The organism is Draconibacterium mangrovi, from assembly GCF_010586825.1.
Classification (GTDB): Bacteria; Bacteroidota; Bacteroidia; order Bacteroidales; family Prolixibacteraceae; genus Draconibacterium; species Draconibacterium mangrovi.
In genome coordinates this window covers 97958-122079 of record NZ_JAAAGB010000007.1, presented here as the reverse complement: position 1 = coordinate 122079, position 24122 = coordinate 97958, and the positions used below count along the sequence as shown (strand labels likewise).

20 protein-coding genes are annotated in these 24122 nt (G+C 39.5%); 7 read left to right on the top strand and 13 right to left on the bottom strand.

Features of this window, described 5'->3' with window-relative positions:
* Window positions 1-2: 2 nt before the first annotated feature.
* The 5 genes from G4420_RS17020 to arfB all read right to left on the bottom strand — a co-directional run bounded on the left by G4420_RS17020 (window position 3) and on the right by arfB (window position 5159).
* Window positions 3-2336: a penicillin-binding protein 1A gene (locus G4420_RS17020; protein WP_163325137.1), complete on the bottom strand. Its 2334-nt coding sequence runs from the start codon at window positions 2334-2336 to the stop codon at window positions 3-5.
* A gap of 138 nt (window positions 2337-2474) precedes the next feature.
* Window positions 2475-2954, bottom strand: coding sequence for a DUF456 domain-containing protein (locus tag G4420_RS17015; protein ID WP_163325136.1), 480 nt, complete (start codon window positions 2952-2954; stop codon window positions 2475-2477).
* A 75-nt stretch (window positions 2955-3029) separates the two neighbouring features.
* Entirely contained in the window at window positions 3030-3848 is an 819-nt protein-coding gene (locus G4420_RS17010; protein WP_163325135.1) for a CPBP family intramembrane glutamic endopeptidase, read from the bottom strand.
* A 54-nt stretch (window positions 3849-3902) separates the two neighbouring features.
* Complete coding sequence (locus G4420_RS17005; RefSeq protein ID WP_163325134.1) at window positions 3903-4424, bottom strand: GtrA family protein; 522 nt, start codon at window positions 4422-4424, stop codon at window positions 3903-3905.
* Between the two features lie 255 nt (window positions 4425-4679).
* The gene (arfB, locus tag G4420_RS17000) at window positions 4680-5159 is read right to left on the bottom strand and encodes an alternative ribosome rescue aminoacyl-tRNA hydrolase ArfB (RefSeq protein ID WP_204273725.1); all 480 of its coding nucleotides are present in this window, start codon (window positions 5157-5159) and stop codon (window positions 4680-4682) included.
* Window positions 5160-5388: 229 nt separating this feature from the next.
* On the opposite strand from arfB, the gene G4420_RS16995 reads away from it, so the two are divergent.
* Complete coding sequence (locus G4420_RS16995; RefSeq protein WP_163325133.1) at window positions 5389-6735, top strand: geranylgeranyl reductase family protein; 1347 nt, start codon at window positions 5389-5391, stop codon at window positions 6733-6735.
* A gap of 49 nt (window positions 6736-6784) precedes the next feature.
* Here G4420_RS16995 and G4420_RS16990 read toward each other — a convergent pair whose 3' ends face one another.
* Together G4420_RS16990 and G4420_RS16985 are read right to left on the bottom strand one after the other, a co-directional pair.
* Window positions 6785-7537, bottom strand: coding sequence for a hypothetical protein (locus G4420_RS16990; RefSeq protein ID WP_163325132.1), 753 nt, complete (start codon window positions 7535-7537; stop codon window positions 6785-6787).
* Window positions 7538-7687: 150 nt separating this feature from the next.
* Window positions 7688-8329: a Crp/Fnr family transcriptional regulator gene (locus G4420_RS16985; RefSeq protein ID WP_246241671.1), complete on the bottom strand. Its 642-nt coding sequence runs from the start codon at window positions 8327-8329 to the stop codon at window positions 7688-7690.
* Between the two features lie 390 nt (window positions 8330-8719).
* On the opposite strand from G4420_RS16985, the gene G4420_RS16980 reads away from it, so the two are divergent.
* From G4420_RS16980 to rimK, 5 genes are all read left to right on the top strand, one after another.
* A complete protein-coding gene (locus G4420_RS16980; RefSeq protein ID WP_163325131.1) occupies window positions 8720-9064 on the top strand; it encodes a NifB/NifX family molybdenum-iron cluster-binding protein in 345 nt (114 codons plus the stop codon).
* An 11-nt stretch (window positions 9065-9075) separates the two neighbouring features.
* Window positions 9076-9426: a thioredoxin family protein gene (locus tag G4420_RS16975; RefSeq protein ID WP_045032908.1), complete on the top strand. Its 351-nt coding sequence runs from the start codon at window positions 9076-9078 to the stop codon at window positions 9424-9426.
* 15 nt (window positions 9427-9441) lie between these two features.
* The gene (locus G4420_RS16970; RefSeq protein ID WP_163325130.1) at window positions 9442-9861 is read left to right on the top strand and encodes an OsmC family protein; all 420 of its coding nucleotides are present in this window, start codon (window positions 9442-9444) and stop codon (window positions 9859-9861) included.
* Between the two features lie 4 nt (window positions 9862-9865).
* A complete protein-coding gene (trxA, locus tag G4420_RS16965) occupies window positions 9866-10288 on the top strand; it encodes a thioredoxin (RefSeq protein ID WP_204273724.1) in 423 nt (140 codons plus the stop codon).
* Between the two features lie 456 nt (window positions 10289-10744).
* On the top strand, window positions 10745-12127 hold the full coding sequence (gene rimK, locus G4420_RS16960) for a 30S ribosomal protein S6--L-glutamate ligase (RefSeq protein WP_163325129.1): 1383 nt from the start codon (window positions 10745-10747) through the stop codon (window positions 12125-12127).
* An 87-nt stretch (window positions 12128-12214) separates the two neighbouring features.
* On the opposite strand, the gene G4420_RS16955 is transcribed toward rimK, so the two are convergent.
* From G4420_RS16955 to gyrA, 6 genes are all read right to left on the bottom strand, one after another.
* On the bottom strand, window positions 12215-13090 hold the full coding sequence (locus G4420_RS16955) for a glycine betaine ABC transporter substrate-binding protein (protein ID WP_163325128.1): 876 nt from the start codon (window positions 13088-13090) through the stop codon (window positions 12215-12217).
* A 27-nt stretch (window positions 13091-13117) separates the two neighbouring features.
* Complete coding sequence (locus G4420_RS16950; protein ID WP_163325127.1) at window positions 13118-13978, bottom strand: ABC transporter permease; 861 nt, start codon at window positions 13976-13978, stop codon at window positions 13118-13120.
* A 1-nt stretch (window position 13979) separates the two neighbouring features.
* A complete protein-coding gene (locus G4420_RS16945; protein ID WP_163325126.1) occupies window positions 13980-15224 on the bottom strand; it encodes a quaternary amine ABC transporter ATP-binding protein in 1245 nt (414 codons plus the stop codon).
* A gap of 11 nt (window positions 15225-15235) precedes the next feature.
* Window positions 15236-16384, bottom strand: a complete 1149-nt coding sequence (locus G4420_RS16940) for a porin (RefSeq protein ID WP_163325125.1) — start codon at window positions 16382-16384, stop codon at window positions 15236-15238.
* 1143 nt (window positions 16385-17527) lie between these two features.
* On the bottom strand, window positions 17528-18703 hold the full coding sequence (locus tag G4420_RS16935) for a tetratricopeptide repeat protein (RefSeq protein ID WP_163325124.1): 1176 nt from the start codon (window positions 18701-18703) through the stop codon (window positions 17528-17530).
* A gap of 107 nt (window positions 18704-18810) precedes the next feature.
* Entirely contained in the window at window positions 18811-21324 is a 2514-nt protein-coding gene (gyrA, locus tag G4420_RS16930; RefSeq protein WP_163325123.1) for a DNA gyrase subunit A, read from the bottom strand.
* A 266-nt stretch (window positions 21325-21590) separates the two neighbouring features.
* Between gyrA and G4420_RS16925 the strand changes: the two genes are divergently transcribed.
* The gene (locus G4420_RS16925; RefSeq protein WP_163325122.1) at window positions 21591-24119 is read left to right on the top strand and encodes an ATP-dependent Clp protease ATP-binding subunit; all 2529 of its coding nucleotides are present in this window, start codon (window positions 21591-21593) and stop codon (window positions 24117-24119) included.
* Window positions 24120-24122 lie beyond the last annotated feature (3 nt).

Here is a 24122-nt window from a genome sequence, read left to right as displayed (position 1 = left end):
CTCTACTTGTCTTTTTTACTAAATATACCTTTGATTTTTTTCCAGAGCTGACCTTTTTCTTTCTCTTCCGCTTTAACGTCAGGCCGGTCTTTCAGGTTTTCGTTTTCTTTCTTCCCAAAAATACCGGCAAAATCGAAGCCGTGTTTTTCAATGTCCAGTACTTCCTTGTATTCCGGTTCATTTAACATAGCCAGTAATTCCGGTTCAGGATCGGGGAAAGTGCTGTATTGCAGGTGTTCAAATTTTTTGTCGTGGTAAGTTTTATAAAAGAACTTTCCAACAATAGGCAAAGCCATGTATGCACCCTGCCCATAGGTTGTTGTACGGAAATGTACACGCGGATCGTCGGCGCCTACCCAGCAACCGGTTACCAGTTCGGGTGTAAGACCGATAAACCAGCCATCCGAGTTATTTTGTGTTGTACCGGTTTTCCCGGCAAAATCGCCCGGAATTTTATAAACGGTACGGATGCCCCGTCCGGTTCCGCCGTCGACAACTGCTTCCATCATATTTATTACCGCCCTGCAATTTTCAGGTGAAACCACCGGCTCGTAAGGCAAATCATAATTAAATGTTTCTAGAACTTTTCCGTTCTTATCGGCAATTTGCAACAGGTAATTCGCTTTTACCGGTTTTCCATCGTTTACAATGCCGGCAAAAGCTTCCACCATTTCTTTTAGTGAAACTGAAGCTACTCCTAGTGCCAGAGAAGGATAATCGGGGAGATCGGCCGAAATGCCAAGATCCCGGGCAATATCAATGGTTTCATCAATTCCGGCTTCCAACAATACATCAACCGAAACGGTGTTTAACGATTTTGCCAAAGCTCCTTTCATGGAGTAGTAGCCGCCATATTCGTTGTGCGAATTCCGCGGTGCCCAGTCTTTATACTCTTCGTAAACCTTGTATTGATTTACAAAATAGGTATCTGCCGAAATATCTTCTTCCAACGCTGCCAGGTAAACAAACGGTTTAAATGTTGATCCGGTTTGTCGCGGAGCAGTAACATGGTCGTATTTAAAAAAGCGGTAATCGATTCCGCCAACCCAGGCTTTTAAATGCGAAGTGTGTGGATCGATAGCAATAAATCCGGCATTTAGCATTTTCAGGTAGTGTTTTAAAGAATCGAGGCGCGAAACCTCCATATTTTCAACACCATCCCAGGTAAATAACGAGGCATGCGTTTTTGCCGAATATTTTTTCAACTCATCAGCATAGCTGTCTCCGCTGGTATTCAGGTTCTGAATAGCACTTTTTAATACTTCCGGTTTCTCTCTGAAAATATCTCTCGATTTCCAGTGGTTGTCGAATACCGTTTGCAGGTTTTTCATGTACTCTTTAACCGACTGCTGTGCGTAGCGCTGAAGATTATAATCGATACTAGTGGTAATCTTCAAACCATCAGTGTAAAGGTTGTATGGCTGGCCGTTTTCATTCACATTGTCCTCGCACCATTCCAATAATTCGGGCTTTAAACGCTCCAGAAAATACGGAGCAGGTCCCTGATTATATGAAATCAGGCGGTAATGCATTCCAAGCGACTTTTCTTTGTATTTGGCAGCATCGGCGGCATTCAGGTAATTATTCTTTACCATCAGGTCGATCACCACATTTCGGCGGCCTAAGGCACGCTCGGGATGAGTTCGCGGATTGTAATAGTTGTTGGCTTTTAACATGCCCACCAAAACTGCCGCTTCGTGCACATCCAAACTTTTGGGCGATTTAGAGAAAAAACGCTCAGCAGCTACCTCAATTCCAAAAGTGTTTTCGGCAAAAGGAACAGTGTTAAGGTATAAAGCCAGAATTTCCTGTTTGTTATAAATGCGCTCCAAACGATAAGCAATAATTGCTTCGCGCAGTTTATTCACCGGCATCGATAATGGCCCGTAATCAACGCGGGGAAAGAGGTTCTTGGCAATTTGCTGACTGATGGTACTTCCACCGCCGGCAGCATCGTTACGTAAAATAATCGATTTAAAAAGCACCCGTGCAAGGGCAATTTCGTCAATACCGCGATGCTCGTAAAAACGCGAATCTTCAGTGGCAACAAGGGCATTTATTACATTCGGTGAAATTTCGTCGAATGAGACATAACTTCGATTCTCGACGTAATACCGGCCAAGTATTTTTCCGTCGACAGAATATACTTCCGAAGCCAGTGGATTGTTTATCTGATGTAACTGCGTCTTTGAAGGAACCGGGCCCAATACGCCCAGGAAAACCATGATAAAGAACAAACATCCGAGTAAGAACAATACCACTCCGGCTTTAAAAATAAACCTGAGTAACGGATATTTTTTACCTGTTTTCTTCGATTTACCTTTTTTTCTGTTCACCGGCTTTTTGGTCCGGGAAGTTGTATTTGTTGTCTTTTTTGCCACGCGACAAAAGTATTATTTTAAACAATGTTCTTGGTTATCAAACTAAAATGAATTGAAAATATTATAAACGGGGCTTTGTTTATATTCTAATTGTTAAACAATCATTTCTTTTACGAAATACCAGGTCATCATTCCCGATGCGATAAGTTTTAGCAATGTCCCTGCCAAAAATCCCATAAACGATCCAAAACCCGATTTTAAGGCTGCTCCCGAGTCTTTCCCTACGGTAAGTTCTCCAATTACAGCACCAACAAACAGGCCGATTATTATGCCAAAAGGAGGGAAGAAGAACATTCCTATTACCAGGCCGATAATGCTGCCCCATACGCCACGTTTACTTCCGCCGAATTTTTTGGTTCCCCATGCAGGAATCAGGTAATCGAGTGCATACACTACCACCGTAATTATAGCCCATATAATCAGAAACTTTGAAGAGAACTGATAACGTTCGGTAAAATGCAGCAACAAAAGACCAATATAACTTAATGGAGGCCCCGGAATGATTGGCAAAACGCAACCTAAAACTCCGCTGACAATAAAAACTGCTCCTAAAACGATTAATAGAATGTCCATATTTAGAATATTAATTACGGGCGTAAAAATAGTGTTTCCTCTTTATCGGGTTGAAAATTTTCGGTGAACAAGCGCTTATCGTCGGCGTTTGCCAAACCACGGAATACTTGTGAAATACATCAGCACTACAGAAAGGGCCATAACAAGTGCACTTAGAAGCAACAGGTTATTTCGCTCTAAAAGATAGATGGAATGTTCGCGAATTTGTTGCCAGTAGGTAACGGTTAGCAACACCATCGCATTATTTATGGAGTGACCGATAATAGCAACAAAAATATTATTGGTACGCAACATTAACCAGCCCAGCAGTAGCCCCAGCAGAAACGTAGCCGGCATTTGCCATGGATTTAAATGAAAAAGGGAAAACAAAAGTGCCGACATAAATACGGCAACAAAACCATTGTAATTCTTCCGGAAACCATTAATTATCAGGCCTCTGAAGATTAGTTCTTCAATAACAGGCGCAATAACAGCTACTTTCAGGAAAGCGCCCATAAAACCATAGTCGCCTTCAAAAATACGATCGAAAAGTTCCCAAAACCAGGGTGGGGCAGGTAATAGCTTTTCAACCCATATGTTAACATCTTCAAGAATATTATGCGCACCCCAAAGAAATGTTACGACTGGAATAAACACCAATGGATTAAAAAGTTTAATGGGGAAGATTTCCAAAACCGGAGCTTTTGCTTTTCGGATTCCGTAAAGAAGAATAAACACTACAGAACCTACGCCAAGTGCAATTTTTTTGACGGGATTATAAAGGTATTCGGTGCCTTTGTAATAATCGATTACGGCCAACGGAAAATCAACAACGGTTTGAATAAAAATGTAAAGAATTACAAGGTGAATGCCCTGTAAAATGGTTGGATAATATTTAATACGGTACTCTTCCATACGGCTAATAAATATAGTACAATCCGCAAAACAAATGTTAACCAGAGTGAATTTTTACGAACGATTTCGGGCTGCAAGCAGCTTTTTACCCGTTTTGAAGGTAAAATAACGCTGAGCCACATAGCTGTAAACAATTACCAGAATGGTAGTTAACAGTTTCGACAGCGTGGCGTAAAGGCCACAATATTCAACAAAGAATTTGAGAAAAATATAGTTAAGCAGAATTGATCCGCCAACGGTAAGCAAATACCTGAATAGTTGAATGCGCCCTTTTAATTCCGACGAAGTAAACGTTACATATTTCGCAAGAAAGAAACCGTTTATAAAGGTTATCGGAAAAACAATAAGAAAAGCGGCAATGTGCGGACTAATTGCAATAAACCCCAGATCAACGATCTGCATTTTGATTACAAAACGATAGAAGATAAAATACAAACTGATGTCGAGCAGCGTGTTAACTCCACCGGTGGCGGCATAGCGAAAGATTTCGCGCGGAAGAAATTGCAGGAATGGAAAATAAAACCAGTCAACAAAGTTGATGATCATTTTTCCTATTTTCTCCAGAATGTTACGCATGCTTTACTTTAAGATTTGAGTTGTAAAGAAACAAAAAATACTTTGATACCGGCAAACTACAAATCAGAATACAAAGAACATAGTGTAAAGTCTGTGGTAAAATTTGGTACAAAACTACTGAAATATTTAAGAATGATGATTAACGATTTTTGATTGCAGATGTGTTTGTCATTGGCTGTACACAGCTTCTTCATATAGTTTAACTTACGCTCAATTTAACAGTTTTACAATTTATCATTTTATCAATTTCCCCAATTACAAATCAGGCCGATGACGCAGTTGTTTTTTAGTTGCTTGTTGTTTTTTCTTTTCCAGTCGTTTTAATTTCGACGAAATAGTAGGCTTTGTTTTTACTCTCCGTTTAACAGGAGTTAAGGCCTTTTCTATCAGCTCTATAAGCTTGGCGATGGCTTGCTGTTTGTTTTTTAATTGACTGCGTTCGTTGCTCTCGAAAAGCACAATTACTCCTTCAGAATTTATTCGGTTATTTAATTTAGTGGCAAGCTTTTGTTTTTGAGTTTCGGTAAATAGAGTGGACTCAATCAGGTCAAAACGTAGTTCTATTTTAGTGTTTACCTTGTTAACGTTTTGTCCGCCGGGACCGCTACTACGGATGGCCGAAATCTTTAATTCATTTATTATTTGGTCTTTTTGTGTTTCCGAAAGTCTCATATTAAGTGTGCTGTGCCTATAAATTCTATGCAACAAAAGAACATGGATTTTTTTAATTATCAAATCATTATATGGATTAAAACGAATTCCAAATTATTCAGCCGAATCACAAAACGCTACTGCCATAGTCGGATAAATTGTAACCTTTAAGTTATTAAAAAGGTATATAACACGTAAATATACCGGACTCAGATTCCATTGGCAGTTCAAATAATTATAAGTTTTTCCCCAATACCTTTGAGAAAGCTTTTCCCTCGCACTTGTTTTGTGTATTAAATTAAACCTGGCGAAAGTGAATAAAAACAAAAACTTTAATATCGGTAATGGCTCTAAAATTGCTGTTATTGGCGGTGGTCCGGCCGGAAGTTTTTTCGCCTACTTCGCGCTCGGTTTTGCAGAACAAAAAGGAATTAACATCCAAATTGATATTTACGAAGCAAAGAATTTTCAGGTGGCAGGCCCGGCAGGTTGTAACCGTTGCGGAGGAATCGTTTCCGAATCATTGGTTCAGGCTTTGTCTGCTGACGGAATCAAGCTTCCTTCCAATGTTATCCGTCGTGGAATTGAATCGTATACCTTGCATATGGAGCAGGGGGCAACGTTAATTAAAACGCCATTGAAAGAGCAGCGTATTGCCTCCATGTTCCGAGGTTTTGGCCCGCTTGGAAGTGATAACATTGACTCGGTTAGTTTCGACAATTATTTATTGGAGCTATGCCAAAAGAAAGGAGTTAATACAATTTATGAAAAGGTAATTGATTTGGAACGCGATGAGTCGGGGATTAATGTTCAAACGAAAACAAATTCAGCGAATTACGACCTGGTTGTTGGGTCGGTGGGATTAAATCCACGATCATTTTCTTTCTTTAAAAAAGTTGCTCCGGCTTTTATTCCTCCAGAAACAACAAGAACCTTTATATGCGAATTTAAACTGGGCAACGAACTAATCAATCAGTATTTTGGAAATTCGATGCACGTGTTTCTTCTCAATCTGAAAAACATAAAATTTGGGGCACTCATTCCGAAAGGGCAATACGTAACCCTGGTTTTATTAGGTAAGCAGATTACCGGAGAAATAGTTGACAGCTTTCTAAACAGTAAGGCTGTTCAACGATGTTTCCCGAAAAGATTGGATATCGAAAAAATAACGCCCTGCCAATGTTTTCCGGGTATTAATATAAAAAATGCACGTTATGCCTACTCTGACCGGGTGGTGCTAATTGGCGACTCGGCATCATCAAAGTTATACAAGGACGGCATTGGAGCAGCTTATATAACCGCCAAAGCGGCCGCAAAAACAGCTTTGTTCAATGGCGTATCAGAATCCGATTTCAAAAAGTACTATCAACCTGAATGTACCCGATTAAACAGAGACAATGCCATTGGGAAATTTATTTTCTGGGTGACTACGATCATCCAAAGATCATCAGCACTCAAGAAAGGAATATTTCGCATGGTAGTTAACGAACAGAAGAAGGTAAACGATAAACGAAGAATGAGTTCGGTTTTATGGGATACGTTTACAGGAAGTGCGCCGTACACCGATATTTTTAGGCGGGTATTGCATCCCGCAACAATACTGTTATTACTGGCGAATACGGTAAATGGACTATTTAACAGGCCTGAAAAAGGGGATTGAAAAGTAGTTAGATTGGAAAGGTTAATGGATCAGATACAAAATAGACCAACTATAAATACTCCATATCGTTAGCCATCTTTTGCAAGCGCCATTCGCTTAACTGTTTAACCCGGTTTAAAACATTTGAAGTAACCCGGTTATGCACACTCTCCCAAATTTTATTTACCAGCTTGTTGGCCTCTTTTTCTTTTCCGTAAAAATTAAAACTCACGGCAAATATGAGCTGGGATTGAGCTATTTCGCCCATCTCTTCAATCGGTGAACGTACGTACATAACAAAAATACCAATTGGATATCCACCGGTGCAGTCGTACAATAAATAGCGGGCATTGTCGAAATCAAAAGCATCGGGAGTGCTTTTTATTCGTATTGAATGCAGTTTAAACAAGGGAATTAAGTTCATACCTAAAAAGTTCTTTTTAAAACCAAAAGGATACTTTTTAAGACCAAACGGAAGAATCTCGATATTTTCAATGTTATTATTAATACGTTCAACTTTGGCCACATGGTTAGGCCAGCAGGTTGAATCGCCGTTCCAGTTGAGTAATTCATTGAAGATATAGCCAACCGGAGCATTTACACCAATTTTATGAACATTTAGAACAAAGTTTTTATTCACATCGATACCTACACGCTGCAGCACCCGCCGGTTGTATTCTTTGCGGGTTTCTTCTGATTCAAACTTTATTAATGTGGGCTTTTTGGGTTTTTTGATTAAGAAATTTTTAATGTCGGAAAATACATTTTTACTCCTTGATGGTGGATTTATATTGATCGGTGATGATTCCTGATGATTTACCATTTAGATGTAAAAATGTTGAATTATTTCGAATACGATTGAATTTAATAATATACGCCTTATGTGACGATAGTATTTGATTTTTAAAGTACAAAATAAGCGGGTGAAAAACAATGAAGTGAAGAGATAATATATATTACTAATCATTTAATGTTAGCCGTTTTTGCTGATATTCAGCAATTGAGCCGCATCGTCAATAATAATGTTTTTGCCATTAAGTGTTATAATGTTTTCTTTCTCAAATTCTTTCAGAAACTTAATGGCACTTTCTGCCGATATAGACGCAAAATCAGCAATATCCTGACGGGTAAGAAACTCAAAAATATTCTTCTTCAGAAACTCTTCCTGACTAAGGTAGAGCAGGGCAGAAGCCAGTTTTCCGCGCATTTGTTTGTACGAAATGTTTTTTATTACTTCAAACAAATGCCTTTCGTTTTGGTAGTTCTGTGAGGTAATTTTTAAGGCAAACTCCGGGTTATCGAGCAAAATCTGTTTCAGGCTTTCCTTTTCGATCATACAAATTTGCGTATTGCAGATGGCCTGCGCCGAGTAAGTGTGAACCGGCTCGCCAAACACCGACGAAAACGCCAGAAATTCGCCTTCGGAAGCCACACTGATACTCATATTTTTGTCAATCCCGGTTTGCAGGTAAACTTTTACCAGCCCCTCAACAACGTACATTACATAAGGTGCAAACGCCCCCTGTTTAAAAATCGTTTCGCCTTTTAGGTACTGAACGCGGGTTTTGTATGCATTCAGGTCGTCTAAGTTTTTTATGTTGTCCGTTAAATCCAATTCTGAATCTGATATTTCTCCAAATTTACATAAGAATTACGATTAACCAAGCTATACCAATTGTATTTCAAAGTGAGGCTTGGCGAAACTTTGAGATTACAATGGTTAGTGCCGATAGAAAATTAAAGAGGTTTTTGGAGTTTTCGAACAAAAGGCTCATTTTAATTTCTAATCGGTACTAAACTATCATACGACAGGAATGAAACTGTCAAATTTCAGTTTACGAACCGACAGACTTCAGGGCCCTTTTCGTGGGCGGTATTTCACTGCTGTTTATCTTTGTCGTATTGATTTTTCATAATGATATTGATTTTAATAAGGTTTGAATAGAGGGGAGATAAAACAGAGTTGCACTATTATTTAGGCACTCTGTTTTTCACAAGAAAAAAAATGAAAAAAGTAGCCATACCTATAGCGAACAAAAAAATTAGTGAATACCTGTGCGGGTGTTCGCACTTTGCCTTTTATGATATGGACACAAAAAATACAACCATTTCTAAAAAAGAAGTTATCGACTTCTCCAATGCAGATGAAGTTCGCTTGTGGATTAAAAATAATGGCATAACAGACATTATTCTTCACCGCATTAAGAAAGAATTGATTGGCATTTTTACTTCAGAGAAAATTAATTTGTTTGTAGGTGTGCCAATGGTTTCGGCCGGGCAAATTATTGAGGCCTATCGTTGTGGAAAACTGGAATCGGATAAAAAAATTATAACAGAAATAACAAATTAAAACGAACACAAATGAAACTTTTAAGAACAGGATTACCTGAAATAGAATCGGCCGCAGAATTGGAAAAAGTACTGGCCGAAAACGAAAATGTAATGGTATGTTGTGGCCGCATGGGCCCTATGTGTTTCCCGGTATACAATGTTATGGAACGTTTGGAGAAGGAGCGTAGCAACGTAAAATTTATGGTTATGGCTTTTGATAATCCCGAGGCCGCGCCAATTCGTAATGCGCCTGAATGCAGCGGTTTTATGGGACTTCCGTTCACCATGTATTACAAAAACGGAAAAGTGGCCAAAGCAACTACTAGTATCCAAACTCACGAGCAGGTTACAGCTATTCTTGACGAGCAGTTTGGTAATTAAAGAACCTATTTTAATATGGCAAAACAAGAAGTAAAAGTTAGCTGGAAAGATAAAATGGCCTTTGAGGCCGAGGTAGATGGACACAAAATAATGCTTGATGCAGCGGAGGCTGTTGGGGGCGAGAACCGTGGTCCGCGTCCGAAACCGCTTATGCTTACGGCACTTGCCGGCTGCACGGGAATGGATGTGGTATCGATTCTAAAAAAAATGCGCGTTGAAGTGGAAGACTTTAATGTAACCGTTGAAGGTGATTTAACCGACGAGCATCCGAAACAGTATTATAAAATGAATGTTATCTATACGTTTAAAGGTAAAGATCTTCCTTTGGAGAAACTAAAAAAAGCAGTTAGTTTGTCGGAAGAAAGATATTGTGGAGTAAGTGCGCTTTACAGAAAAGCAATCGAAATTACTTCTGAAATTAAAATTATAGAATAAAGTTATGTCGACTACACTAATTGTAATTGCTGTTGTTCTTGCCGCGTTGGTAGCATTAATTGCAGTAAATTATTTTCGAATGAAAAATGCCAAACCGGTGGCAAACAGCAAACGGATTAAAGTGCTGAATACTAAAAACTTTAAGGCAGCAACAAAACGCGGAGTTGTATTGCTCGATTTTTGGGCTCCCTGGTGCGGACCATGCAAAATTATTGCACCTACGTTAAACGAAATTGCCGACAGCCAAACTGATTTTATGGTGGCAAAAGTTAATGTAGACCATAACCAGCAACTGGCACAAAAATTTAAAGTGCGCAACATTCCAACCATGTTGATTTTAAAAGACGGAAAAGAAGCCGGTCGTATTGTTGGAGTAAAAACCAAACGTACTATTTTGAAAGAGGTTGACGCTGTAATGGCCGGATAATCAGAAAAATAAAAAACCACATATACCGAGAGCTGCTTATCATTTATATTGATGGGTGGCTTTCTCTTTTTAGCAGCTTTCTCATGCCTGGTTCAGAAAAGCTGATATTGGTTAAGCATTTTTACCGGCAATTTCAAACCTTTTAATAGCTGAAATTAAGAAGATTATTTGCTATTGCCCGCAGGGAATAAGCTATTTTTAAAACATAATTAAGAACACAAAACAAATCACAGATAGAGTCGCTTTCGACTAATTTACAAGCCTGAAATTTTTCAGGCTTTTTTATGCCTCATTACTCGCCCAAATACAATCAACGCGCTATTCAACATATTTTTTACATCTACGATATGAAGTGATTGCCGTATGAAAAAGATATTTATATTGCAGCACTTAACTAAACCAATAAATTTTCAGCAGGAGGCTACAAAAAAGCCTTATAATTAGTATTTTAGAAAAATGAATGCAGAAAAAATTATTATTGGTAGTGAAGAGTGGTGTGGTTTGCCGCATTTAAATATTCCGGGAATAAAAGCCAGGATTGATTCCGGGGCAAAAACTTCAGCGCTCCATGCAGTAAATATTAGTCAGTTTAAAAAGAATGGCCAGCCGTGGATTAGTTTTGATGTACATCCGTTGCAAAAAGATGGAAAAACAACGATTAATTGCGAGGCACCATTATTAGATAAACGAAAAGTAAAAAGCTCGAGTGGCAATAGCGAAGTACGCTTTGTAATAAAAACAGTGCTGTCGATCGCAGGAGAAGCATGGGAAATTGAGGTTACGCTTACCAACCGCGACTCGATGGGTTACCGAATGTTGCTGGGACGGCAAGCTATGTCGGGGAAAATACTGGTCGATCCGGAAGAATCGTTCCATTTGGGCGAGCTTTCCAAAGAACGTATTGCATCGTATTACTATACAAATATTACTCGCCCTACAGGTTTAAAAATCGGACTGCTGGCCAGTAATCCAGAATTATACAGCAACATACGAATTATGGAAGCAGGGCAGGAGCATGGCCACGAAATGGAGTTTCTGAACCTGAAAGACTGCTACATAAAACTGGATGGTAAAAATCCTGAAATGCATTATCGTGGTGGCCGTGTTTTGAATGAGTTTGATGCCATTATCCCGCGAATCAGGCCAAGTGCCACCTTTTATGGTTGTGCGCTTACGCGGCATTTCGAAGCAATGGGCGTTTATACGTTGAATACCGCCTCGGCAATTACCCAATCGCGCGATAAGTTGTATGCTTTGCAATTGCTAATCAATAATGGCCTACCAATTCCTACAACCGGTTTTGCCAACTCACCACTTGATACCAACGAACTGATTCAGATGGTTGGCGGTGCTCCGCTTATTGTAAAACTGTTGGAAGGAACACAAGGAAAAGGAGTTGTGTTGGCTGAAACAAAAAAGGCTGCTGAGAGTTTGATTAATGCCTTTAAAAGCCTTCGCGCCAATATTTTGGTACAAGAGTTTGTAAAAGAGGCAGATGGTAAGGATATTCGTTGTTTTGTGGTGAATGGGAAAGTGGTGGCCAGCATTATGCGTACAGCCGCTCCGGGCGAGTTCCGTGCAAATATTCACATGGGAGGAACAGCATCCATTACCAAGATAACTGCTGAAGAACGGCGTATTGCAATTCTTGCAGCAAAAACTTTAAACCTTAAAGTTGCCGGTGTTGATATCATTCGTGGAAAAAATGGTCCGCTGTTATTGGAAGTAAATTCATCGCCGGGTCTTGAAGGGGTAGAAGGAGCTTCGAATAAAGATATAGCCGGAAAAATGATTGAAGCTATTGAGCGGGACTTAAAATACCACAAGAGAGGCGTTTAAACTGCTTCCAGAGGAAATAAAAATGGCAGGAAAGGAAAACCTTACCTGCCATTTTTTATATGATAAAATTTTGCAATGGTACCGGATTTAGTTAAACCAGGCGTCGATCATTGCTTTATTAGCATCGTAAAATTGCTGTGCGCCGGCTTCTTCTCCCGAGTCTGAAATTTTACCCATCAAATCGTAAAGCAGAGCTTCGTCAAGGTTGAAGTTTTTAAAAAATGTACCTGCTTTAGGCATATCTTCAGCAAATCCTCTGCGCGAAATAATTGCACAAACATCTTTTGGGTAAATTCCCTTTGGATCTTCCAAATATTTCAAATCGTTTTTAGCCCATTTAAAGTGTGGTTTCCATCCCGTAATAGCAATCCATTCGTTGTTTTTAATCGCTTTTTCAAGGCTGGCAACCATGGCTGGTCCACTCGATGTAATCTGCTCGAAATCCAGACCATACTCTTCAATAGCTTTTTCAGTGTTCGCATGAATACCTGCACCACTACCAATTCCGATAATTTCGCCATCAAACTTGTCTTTGTTGGCGTTCAGCTCTTCAATAGAGTTAATGCTTACATACGAAGGAACTACCAAACCGGTAGTACCGTTACTAAACGACTCGCCTAATTTCACCAGTTTATCGCCATAGTCAGCCCAATAATCTTTGTGGGTATTTGGCAACCATGCATCCATAAATACATCTCCTTTTGAATCATCTTTCGACAATTCGCCGTAGATCAATCCCGGTTCCAGGTTGGTTAATTCTACCTCAAAACCGTTGGCTTCAAATGCCACCTTTGCCAGGTGAGTAAAGGCAATACCTTCAGCCCAGTTTGGATACAAAATGTTTACTTCTTTTTTCTCAACTTCAGCAGATTTATTTTTCGATCCGCTGTTTGAACATGATGTAATTGCAAATAACAAAGTTGCAGCTACAAGCAGAGTTCCTATTTTTTTAACGTTCAGCATAATATAATTTTTTTTAAGATTTATAATTTATTTTTTAGCAACAGCCTGAGTTATACGATCGAGTATAATGGCCAGCACAACAATTCCAAGTCCAGATTCGAAACCTTTGGCAATGTCGTTTTGCTGAATTCCCTGGTAAACGATGGCACCCAATCCTTTGGCACCAACCATAGATGCAATAACAACCATCGACAGAGCCAGCAGAATTACCTGGTTTATACCGGCCAGAATAGTTGTTTTTGCCAGTGGCAACTGTATTTTAAACAGAATTTGTTTATCGGTAGCACCAAAAGCATGTCCGGCTTCAATAACGTCTTCAGGCACATTCCGTATTCCCAGACTTGTTAAACGCACTGCCGGCGGCAACGAGAAAATTACCGTAGCAATAACACCCGGCGTATTTCCAACACTAAAGAAGAAAATAGCAGGAATTAGATAAACGAATGCCGGCATGGTTTGCATTAAGTCGAGAATTGGCCGGATAATAGCATTAGCGGTGTTGCTGCGTGCCGCCCAAATTCCCAATGGGATTCCGAACAGAAGCGCAATTATGGTAGCCACAATAACAAGTGTTGTTGTTTGAATGGCTTCTTTCCAATAGCCCATTGCCCAAATCAGCAACAATCCAAGAACAACAAACAAAGCTAAGCCAGCACCTTTTTTGAAACCTTCTTTTTTAAAGGCCTGTTTTCCTGCGTTGGCATAGTAGGCACCAAAAGTAACAAGGGCAATAATTACAACGAAAGGAATGGCCAGAAACGTGTCGTTTAAGAATTCTACCGTCCATGAGATTACATCATCGATAGCTCCCCACAAACCGGAAAGGCTTTCTTCCAGTACATTAATTCCCTGTTCAATATATTTTCCGAGGTCTATTAATTTATCCATACTATAATTCGTTAGCTTGTTCTTTTAATTTTATCACTTCTTTTTTCTCGAAGCGTGTAGCCTCAATAATCAGCGAGGTTTGTGTAACCAGGCCGAGGAATTTCCCTGTTTCTTCTTCAATTACCGCAAGCGGGTGCCTTATACCGGTAATCAGTGGCAGCATTTCTTCAACAGTATAGTGTCTGTAAACACTGGGGACATTTGTGTTTATTACTTTTTCTATCGATTTTTCCTGCTCTTTCTCCAGCTCAAGAACATCCTGTAACCAAACATGGCCAAGAAATTTCTTGTGTTCATCAATAACCGGCAATTGATCTACAGCGATTGAACGCATTTTACGAACAGCACCTTTCGGCCCGTCTTTGTGAACTTCCAGAGCTGTATGCTTTTTAAACATTAAAGTTTCAGCAGTAATAATCGTTTTACGGTCTACTTTTTCCACAAAAGCCTCCACATATTCGCTGGCGGGGTTCGTAAGAATATCCTCGGCTGTACCAATTTGTTCCACCACACCGTCTTTCATAATGGCAATGCGGTCGCCAATTTTAATGGCCTCGTCAAGGTCGTGCGTAATAAACACAATCGTTTTGTGCAATTTGTCCTGAATTTCAAGCAACTCGTCCTGCATATCCGATTTAATAAGCGGGTCGAGCGCCGAGAATGCTTCATCCATTAGCAGAACTTCCAGATCGTTGGCAAGCGCACGGGCCAAACCTACACGCTGTTGCATACCTCCCGACAATTCGGCCGGATATTGGGCTTCATAACCTCTTAAACCAACGGTTTCAAGAGCTGTTTTCGCTCTTTCGTCACGTGTAGCTTTTTCTTCGCCACGAAGCTCTAAACCAAAGCCTGCATTTTCCAGAATGGTACGGTGGGGAAGTAGTCCAAATTTTTGGAAAACCATACTCATTTCAGTTCTTCGTGTTTCCAGTAATTCTTTATTGGTATCGCGGGTTATGTCGTGATCATCGAAAAATACTTTCCCTGCCGTTGGCTCGTTCAAGCGGTTTAAGCAGCGAATTAAAGTCGATTTTCCACTTCCTGAAAGTCCCATGATCACAAAAACTTCCCCTTCTTTTATTTCGAAACTTGCACGATTTACACCAACGGTGCACTTCGTCTTTTTCAGGATCTCTTCCTTTGAAACACCTTGTTCCAATAACTTCAGTGCTTCTTGTTTACGTTTGCCGAAGATCAGTGTCAGGTCTTCGACCTTAATTTTTGTTTTTCTATTATCCGACATGATTAAATCAATTAAAAATAGTATCCAATGTTAATATTGAAACGGGTTTCCCACTCAGCATCAGGAGTTCCGGCTGCCAGACCATTTGTCCACGCCGGCCCAATCCACGGGTGATCTTTTCCCTGGGCCAAATCAACGTAAGTGTAAACGTTTCCGGCTGTTACCAAAACTCCGGTAGTATTCATAAAACTGTCTTCAAACGCATCATTGGCCTTATCCATGTAGCCAAAATCGTTATAAAACTGAAGGTTTGAAATTGGTCCCCATTCAACCGGAACAGAGTACGCTGGCCCAATTGTGTACGTTGTAGCTTCAGAAGCCACAAGGTAAGGCGCACCGTAAGCAGTCATCGCAAGCCCTTCGCTATCCTGATCGGCAGGGTTTTCAGGATTCATCTTGTATTTCGTAGCCTGAACTTTCAAATTGAAGTTTCCGGAATTTAACTCGTAATGCGCTGCAAGTGCGTAGCTGTCACCTGTTTTCTCCGTGTCGAGGTTGTAAAGCCCGCCATACTGTGCCGATACACCCAACATGTGCTGACTATTACCCGATGAGAGTTTTCTGACCACCTTCAGGTTTAACTGGTTTACTTCCTTATTTCGGTATAAACCATCGGCTGACGAACCAACATCGTACGAGTAGCGACTGTCTGAAACATCGGAATTACTTCCAAAACGAAGTTCCTCGGCATTTTTAAAGAATGCGATGGCATACAACCAGTTCTCGTCGTTGTGGGTGTATTTTATACCCATGTCGTGGTCGTCTTCCAAACCAACGTAATAGTTAATACCAAAAAACCAGTTGTGCGAATTGTACTGGGTAATTCCAAAAGGCACCTGTGTTAAACCGATCTGAAGGTTGTTTTCAGGGCTGAAATCGTAACCAACCCAACCTTGTTTTAGCATTCCTCCGCCAAAACCTTCGGAATAAAGCCGGTACTCAGCATTTAGTTTTACGCCTTTGTACTTCGCTTTCGCATTAACTCTGAAAACATCGTAGCCAAAATCGCCACCACGGGTTTTCTGACCTTCTTTCCACGATGAAAGGTTGTAATTAAAACGAAGTGCTCCACCAATTTGAACCTCAGGTTTTTCCTGTGCAAACAAATTAGTTGTAAAAAATAGAATAATCAAAAATAATGAACTAAATTTTCGTAACATATAAAATAGTTTAATGAAAGAATCGGTAATGCAGGGAAGGGGGTAAGAGAGAAATCAGAATAGAGTTACAGGCGGCACAAACCTGTCGGACCGCATCTTATAAGCCATTTTGATGGCCACAAATGCCCGCTGATTATTTAGTTTGTATGTTTTAATACGACTTTTAATCATGCGCGGCAAAAATAGATCTATCAATTGTAATAGCGTGTACTTTATTGCGTTCCACCTGTTAATATAATGTATTGTTAACATTATTTCTGTACGAACAATTATTCAAAAATCTGAGAATGCAAATAGAATACACGCGTTTTACCAACTTAGGGCAACAGATCTCAAATTCAGCAATAATGGTGTTTTTAGTTATGCTACAATAAGTTGGCCTGCTTTTTATTTCCGGAATTATATATTACCAGCTTCATATATGTTTCTACAGAAATCAAAATTAGAAATAACTAATTGTTTCGCGTCGCCATTGTACTTATAATTATTATTTATGATAATATGAGTAATGAGAACCCAGTATCATATTTTATACAATAAGATTATTTGAAAGTTAAAGGTGTGTAGGACAGAAAATTTGGCGCGGGATGACGTGGGAATGTGGGTGGAAGAATTAAATTCTCTTGATTCTTTTGTTTACTTTTCTTATCAAGAAGAAAAGTAAATGCCAGTTCGGCACGAGGACAAACAATTCTAAAATCATTGGAAAACCAGACTAAGCAAATGTGCAACAAATTTTGTCTATAAAACATTTATATTAACTAGAATATATTTTAAAAATTGTTGTACTGTTGCGGCAATTGAATACCAAACATCAAACTGAAATACTCAACAGAAAAACTTTTTTAGGGAGGGATTTTGTATTTATAGATGTGCGGCTGGTGTGTGTTGGAAATATGAGACAGCCGTGCGGCTATTTAATATAGTGTCGAATTATAGGAAAAACCATCCCGGGAAGCACGAATATTAAACTCGCTGAGAATTACGTAAAATTATTTTTAGCACAGTTATTCAGAATAGCACGATTTGAAAAGCATTGGCCTGGTGCGTTTTATTTACCCGAGTGGATTTGTCTTATAATTGATATTATGTTATTTATATAAATATAAAAAAAGGAGAGAATTTCCCTCCCTTTTTTATATTCTATTGTCCTAACAACTCAAGAACTTCGTTGTACTTGTCCATATTTTTCATACGGTAGTACAGGTTTTTTAGTGACTCTAATGTCATTTCATCCTCAGGATTCAACTCATGACATTTTTCCATATATGGAAGTGCCTTTTCAAACCACACATCAGCTTTTTTCAATTCAGCTTCGTATTTTTCATTTTCGTTAGCCGGAACTGCATTAGCTACTTCAATTTGTTTTACACCTTTGTTGTAATAAAGTGCACCTAAATTGTAATATGCGTTAAAGAATGTTGGATCAACTTCAGATGCTCTTTCATATGCTGCTACTGCACTTTCTTCTTCACCAAATTTTTCATATAACGCACCTTTGGCAAAATAATAAGTTACATTATTTGGATCTTGCTCAATGGCCATATCCAGGTATTTCAATGCTTCTTCGTTTTTACCAATTTTCATGTAAAGGTCAATCATACTTGTCAACACGTTGTTGTCTTCCGGATATTTCTCAAATCCTTCCTGTACAGCTTTTAACGCATTAACAGTGTCTTGCATTTGAATGTACGAATCAGAAATTAAAGCGTAGGTTCTTGCACCATTATAACCGTGTTTAGCAGCCTCACCATAGTATTGAACAGCTTTATTATAAAGCTGAGCATTGTAAGCAGCCAAACCCGAGTTGAATAAAATTACAGTATCAACTGCATCAGGATTATCCTCTTTTACTACTGGAATATCCTGTATTTCAAGAATTTGCTCGAAAGACTTTAATGCCAATTCGTAGTCATTGTTGTTGAAAGCTTCAACTGCCTGGTTTGTTAGGTCGTTGGTTAACAATGTCAACTTAATTTTTACACTTTTCGAGAACTTATCGCCTTCATCCAGTTCGAGTGCTTTTTTGTACGACTCTAACGCAAGTGTTAACGGATCATCACTTAAAGCTTTTACATTTGCGTCCTGACTTGCAAAAATAGCCTGATAAATTTCGCCTTTCACTTCCCATGTTTTTGGCCAGGGAAGAGACTTCTCAGCTTTATCATTTGTAGCATCAGTAGCTTCTTTGATAGCTTCCAATGCTTGATCTAATTTGCCTGAATCTTTAAGGTTCTGAGCACTTGTTACTTTTCCTTTCTGTGCAAATACTGCTGAAACTGAAAAAATCAAGGCCAGAAGAATGATAGTTTTTTTCATTGTTATACTTATTTAAAATTTTAAAATTTCGTTTAATAGCCCTTTACAGGCCACAAAAATATATCTTTTCAAATTTTATCAAAATAACAGCAAGAATATTCAATAATTTATTCTTGTTCTAAGTTATTTTCTTCATTATCAACACCTTCAGCATTTTCGTCAGTTGTATTTTCTGAACTGCCTTCTTCAACTGCAATTCGGGCAACCGATGCAATGGTGTCGTCTTCTCTTAAATTGATTACGCGTACTCCCTGTGTTGCTCTTCCGAGTACAGATATGGTATTAACTGCTAAACGAATAGTAATTCCTTTTTGTGTGATAATCATCAGATCGTTATCATCTGAAACACTTTTTATCGCTACTAATTCACCGGTTTTTTCGGTTATATTCAGTGTTTTTACACCTTTCCCGCCACGGTTAGTAACACGGTAATCATCTATTTTAGAACGTTTTCCATATCCATTTTCGGCAACTACCAGGATATCTTCATTCTCATCCATTACACAAACCATACCAATTACTTCATCATTTTCATGACCAAGTGTGATACCGCGCACTCCGGATGCTGTTCTACCAATTGCTCGAACGATACTTTCGTTGAAACGAATTGCCTTTCCGGAACGCACTGCAATCATTACCTCGCTTTTGCCGTTTGTTAAACGAGCTTCAAGTAACTGGTCACCTTCTTTAATGGTAATTGCATTAACTCCATTTTGACGTGGACGAGAATAAGCTTCTAAAGTTGTTTTCTTGATAATACCTTTTTTGGTAGCAAGAATAATGTAGTTATTATTGATGAATTCCTGATCGGCCAGTGTTCTCACTTTAATAAATGCCAACACCTGATCGTCCGGCTCAATATTCAACATGTTTTGAATTGCACGACCTTTTGAAGCCCTGGTTCCTTCCGGAATTTCATACACTTTCAGCCAGTAACATTTTCCTTTTTCGGTAAACAGTAAAAGGGTGTTATGCATCGAGGCAATAATAATGTGCTCCAGGAAGTCTTCATCACGGGTTGTACTTCCTTTCGAACCTATACCTCCCCTGCCCTGAGTTCTGAACTCGGTAAGTGGCGTACGTTTTATATAACCTAAATGCGAAATAGTAATAACCATTTCTTCATCGGCATAAAAATCTTCAGGGTTAAATTCTTCGGCGTTTGGAACAATTTCGGTACGACGTTCATCACCGTATTTGTCTTTAACCTCCTGTAATTCGTCTCTTATGATTTGCATGCGCAAGTTAACATCGGCAAGAATGGCTTTGTAATGTTCGATCTGCGACATAATTTCGTCGTATTCTTTACGAAGTTTGTCTTGCTCAAGACCGGTTAACTGACGTAAACGCATTTCAACAATTGCACGCGACTGAACATCGCTTAATTCAAATCGTTCAATCAGTTTGTTTCGTGCTTCTTCAGGAGTTGAAGATCCGCGTATAATGGCAATTACTTCGTCGATATTATCGCTGGCAATAATAAGTCCTTCCAGAATATGTGCACGTTTTTCGGCTTGCTCCAGTTCGTACTGCGTACGACGTGTTACCACTTCGTGACGGTGATCAACAAAGTGTTTGATCAGGTCTTTCAGGTTTAGAATTTTCGGACGACCATGCACCAGCGCAATGCTGTTAACACTAAACGAAGTTTGCAACTGAGTATATTTGTATAGTTTATTTAAAACGACGTTGCTCATTGCATCGCGTTTTAAATCGTATACAACACGCATACCTTCACGGTCCGACTCGTCGTTTACGTTCGAAATTCCTTCAATTTTCTTTTCGTTAACCAAATCTGCAGTTTTCTGAATCATTTCTGCACGGTTAACCATGTATGGAATCTCGGTTACAACAATTTTCTCGCGTCCACCTTCATTTTCGATATGGGCTTTACCCCGGATAACAATACGTCCCCTGCCGGTTTCATAAGCATCCTTCACTCCCTGATAACCATAAATGATACCACCTGTTGGGAAATCGGGAGCTTTAACGATATCGATAAGCTCTTCCATTTCAATATCATTGTTATTAACGTATGCAATGGTAGCATCAATAACATCACTAAGGTTGTGCGGAGCCATATTCGTGGCCATACCCACAGCAATACCCGATGCTCCATTTACAAGTAGCTGCGGTATTTTTGTTGGTAGAACAGTTGGTTCGCTTAACGATTCATCGAAGTTGGGCTGGAAATCAACAGTATTTTTGTCCAGGTCGGCCAAAGTTTCTTCCGAAATCTTCGACATACGAGCCTCGGTATAACGCATTGCTGCCGGGCTGTCACCATCAACGGAACCAAAGTTTCCCTGACCATCGACCATCGGGTAACGCAACGACCAAGGTTGCGCCATACGTACCATCGTAAAATAAACTGAAGAGTCGCCATGCGGGTGGAACTTACCAAGTACCTCCCCAACGATCCTGGCCGACTTTTTATACGGACGATTGGAAAGTATTCCAAGCTCGTGCATACCAAATAAAACCCGGCGGTGTACCGGTTTAAAACCATCGCGTACATCGGGTAATGCGCGCGAAACAATTACCGACATTGAATAATCAATATAAGCAGATTTCATCTGCTCCTCAATGTTTATTCTGATAATCTTTTCACCTTCTGTCATTATATCTCCTTTCAAAATAAATTATCACTGTTTTAAAGACCCACAAAAATAGTAAAATCATTCGTGTAACACGTATATCTAGTAGTGTTTTACCTACTTTTGACAAGAAGATATTAACATATCAACTGACAATTATGCATGATGTTTAGGTTACCTTTGATAACTTCTGCCATTTCGATACTCCCCAGCTTCAAATTTTAATTAATTTAGTCTTTCAACCTTTTAGGAATAGTATTTGTTAAACCGAGATAAAAAGGAAACTATATATGGATTCACAATTTTCACCAAGAATTAAAGACATTATCGGATACAGCCGGGAGGAGGCAATTCGTTTGGGGAATGATTATATAGGCCAGGAGCATCTTTTTTTGGGAATTTTGAGAGAAGGCGAAGGTACTGCTACTGATATTCTCGAAAACCTGGGTGTTGACCTGGTTGAAGTAAAACAACTAATCGAAAGCAAGGTACGCACAGATAAAGATATTAATCAGAAAGCTGATTTGATTATGCTTAAATCAACGGAAAAGACTTTGAAATTGATTTACCTTGAAGCACGATCGTTTAAAAGTGCAACTGCCAACAGCGGCCATCTCTTGCTGGCTATATTAAAAGACAACGACAGTTTGATAACCCAATTGCTCGTTGAATTGGGTATTAACTATTACATGGTTAAGTCGCAACTGCAAGACTACCAGCAACAACCTGAAGCGAAATCAGATTTCCCTGAAAACGACGACGATGAGCCGGGCGAAGGTTTTGGGAAAGGCCCGTCGGGCGGACAAAGTTCTAAGAAAGCTGCCGGAGCAAAATCGGATACGCCGGTACTCGATAATTTTGGTATTGATATTACCAAACTGGCAGAAGAAAACAGCCTTGATCCAATTGTAGGTCGCGAGAAAGAGATTGAGCGACTGGCACAAATCCTGAGCCGACGCAAAAAGAACAATCCAATTTTAATTGGAGAACCCGGCGTTGGTAAATCAGCGATTGCCGAAGGACTGGCACTTCGTATCATAGGTAAAAAAGTATCGAGAATATTATTCGACAAACGTGTTGTAAGCCTTGATATTGCTTCGATTGTGGCGGGTACAAAATACCGCGGGCAGTTTGAAGAGCGTATGAAAGCGATTTTAAATGAGCTATCGAAAGTAAACAACGTTATTTTGTTTATCGACGAAATTCATACGATTGTAGGTGCCGGTGGCGCAACCGGATCGCTCGATGCGGCCAACATGTTGAAACCTGCATTGGCACGTGGCGATATTCAATGTATTGGTGCCACAACGCTGGATGAATACCGTCAGCAAATTGAAAAAGACGGTGCTTTGGAACGTCGTTTCCAGAAAGTAATGGTCGATCCTACTTCGGTTGACGAAACCATTGAAATTCTGAATAACATTAAAGAACGTTACGAAGATCACCACAACGTAACCTATACTCCTGAAGCGATTGAAAGCTGTGTAAAATTAACTGCACGCTACATTACCGATCGTTATTTACCGGACAAAGCCATCGATGCTCTTGACGAAGCGGGTTCGCGAGTTCATATCTCAAATATCAATGTTCCCGATAGCATTGTTAAGCTGGAAGAGAAGATAGAGAAAACCAAAGAGGATAAGATTGCTGCAGTAAAAAGTCAGAATTTTGAGCTGGCAGCCAATTATCGTGATAAAGAAAAAAACCTGCTCACCCTTTTGGAAGATGCAAAAGAGCAGTGGGAAAAAGATTTGCTGAATCACCGGGAAATCGTTGATGAGCACAAGGTAGCTGAAGTAGTTGCTATGATGTCGGGAATTCCGGTACAGCGCATTGCTCAAGCCGAAGGGAAACGCCTGATGAACATGGGCAATGATCTGAAAGGAAAGGTTGTTGGACAAGACGAGGCGATTGCCAAAATCGTTAAGGCTATTCAGCGTAACCGTGCAGGATTGAAAGATCCAAACCGCCCGATCGGAACATTTATTTTCCTTGGGCCTACAGGTGTTGGAAAAACCCAGTTGGCAAAAGTTTTAACCACTTATTTGTTCGACAACCTGGATTCGCTGATACGTATTGACATGAGTGAATACATGGAAAAATTTGCGGTGTCGCGATTAGTTGGAGCGCCTCCTGGATATGTGGGTTACGAAGAAGGCGGACAGCTTACTGAAAAAGTCAGAAGGAAGCCCTACTCTGTTGTTTTACTCGACGAAATTGAGAAAGCACATCCTGATGTGTTTAATATTTTGCTTCAACTGATGGACGAAGGACGTTTAACCGATAGTTTGGGTCGTAATATTGATTTCAAAAATACGATTGTTATTATGACATCGAATATTGGGTCACGTCAGTTAAAAGATTTCGGACGTGGTGTTGGATTCGCAACGGCTAAAACACCTGAAGAAGAAAATGAACATACAAAATACATTATTCAGAAAGCACTGAAAAAAGCATTTGCTCCGGAATTTCTGAATCGTATCGACGATGTTGTGATGTTCAACCAATTGGAGAAAAAGCATATTCACAGCATTATCGACATTGAAATTGAAGGTTTGTACAAACGTGTTGAATCATTAAATTACAAGCTTAAGATTTCTCCGGCAGCAAAAGATTTTATTGCTGAGAAAGGATATGATCCTCAGTTTGGTGCCCGACCATTAAAACGAGCCATCCAGAAATATCTGGAAGACGAGATGGCCGAAATTATTATAAAAGCATCGATTAGCGAAGGAGATACAATTTCTGTAGGGTATGATAAAAAAAATGAAAAACTTCAAATGCGTATTTTATCAAATAAAAAAGCGCTAAAAGAATAAGAA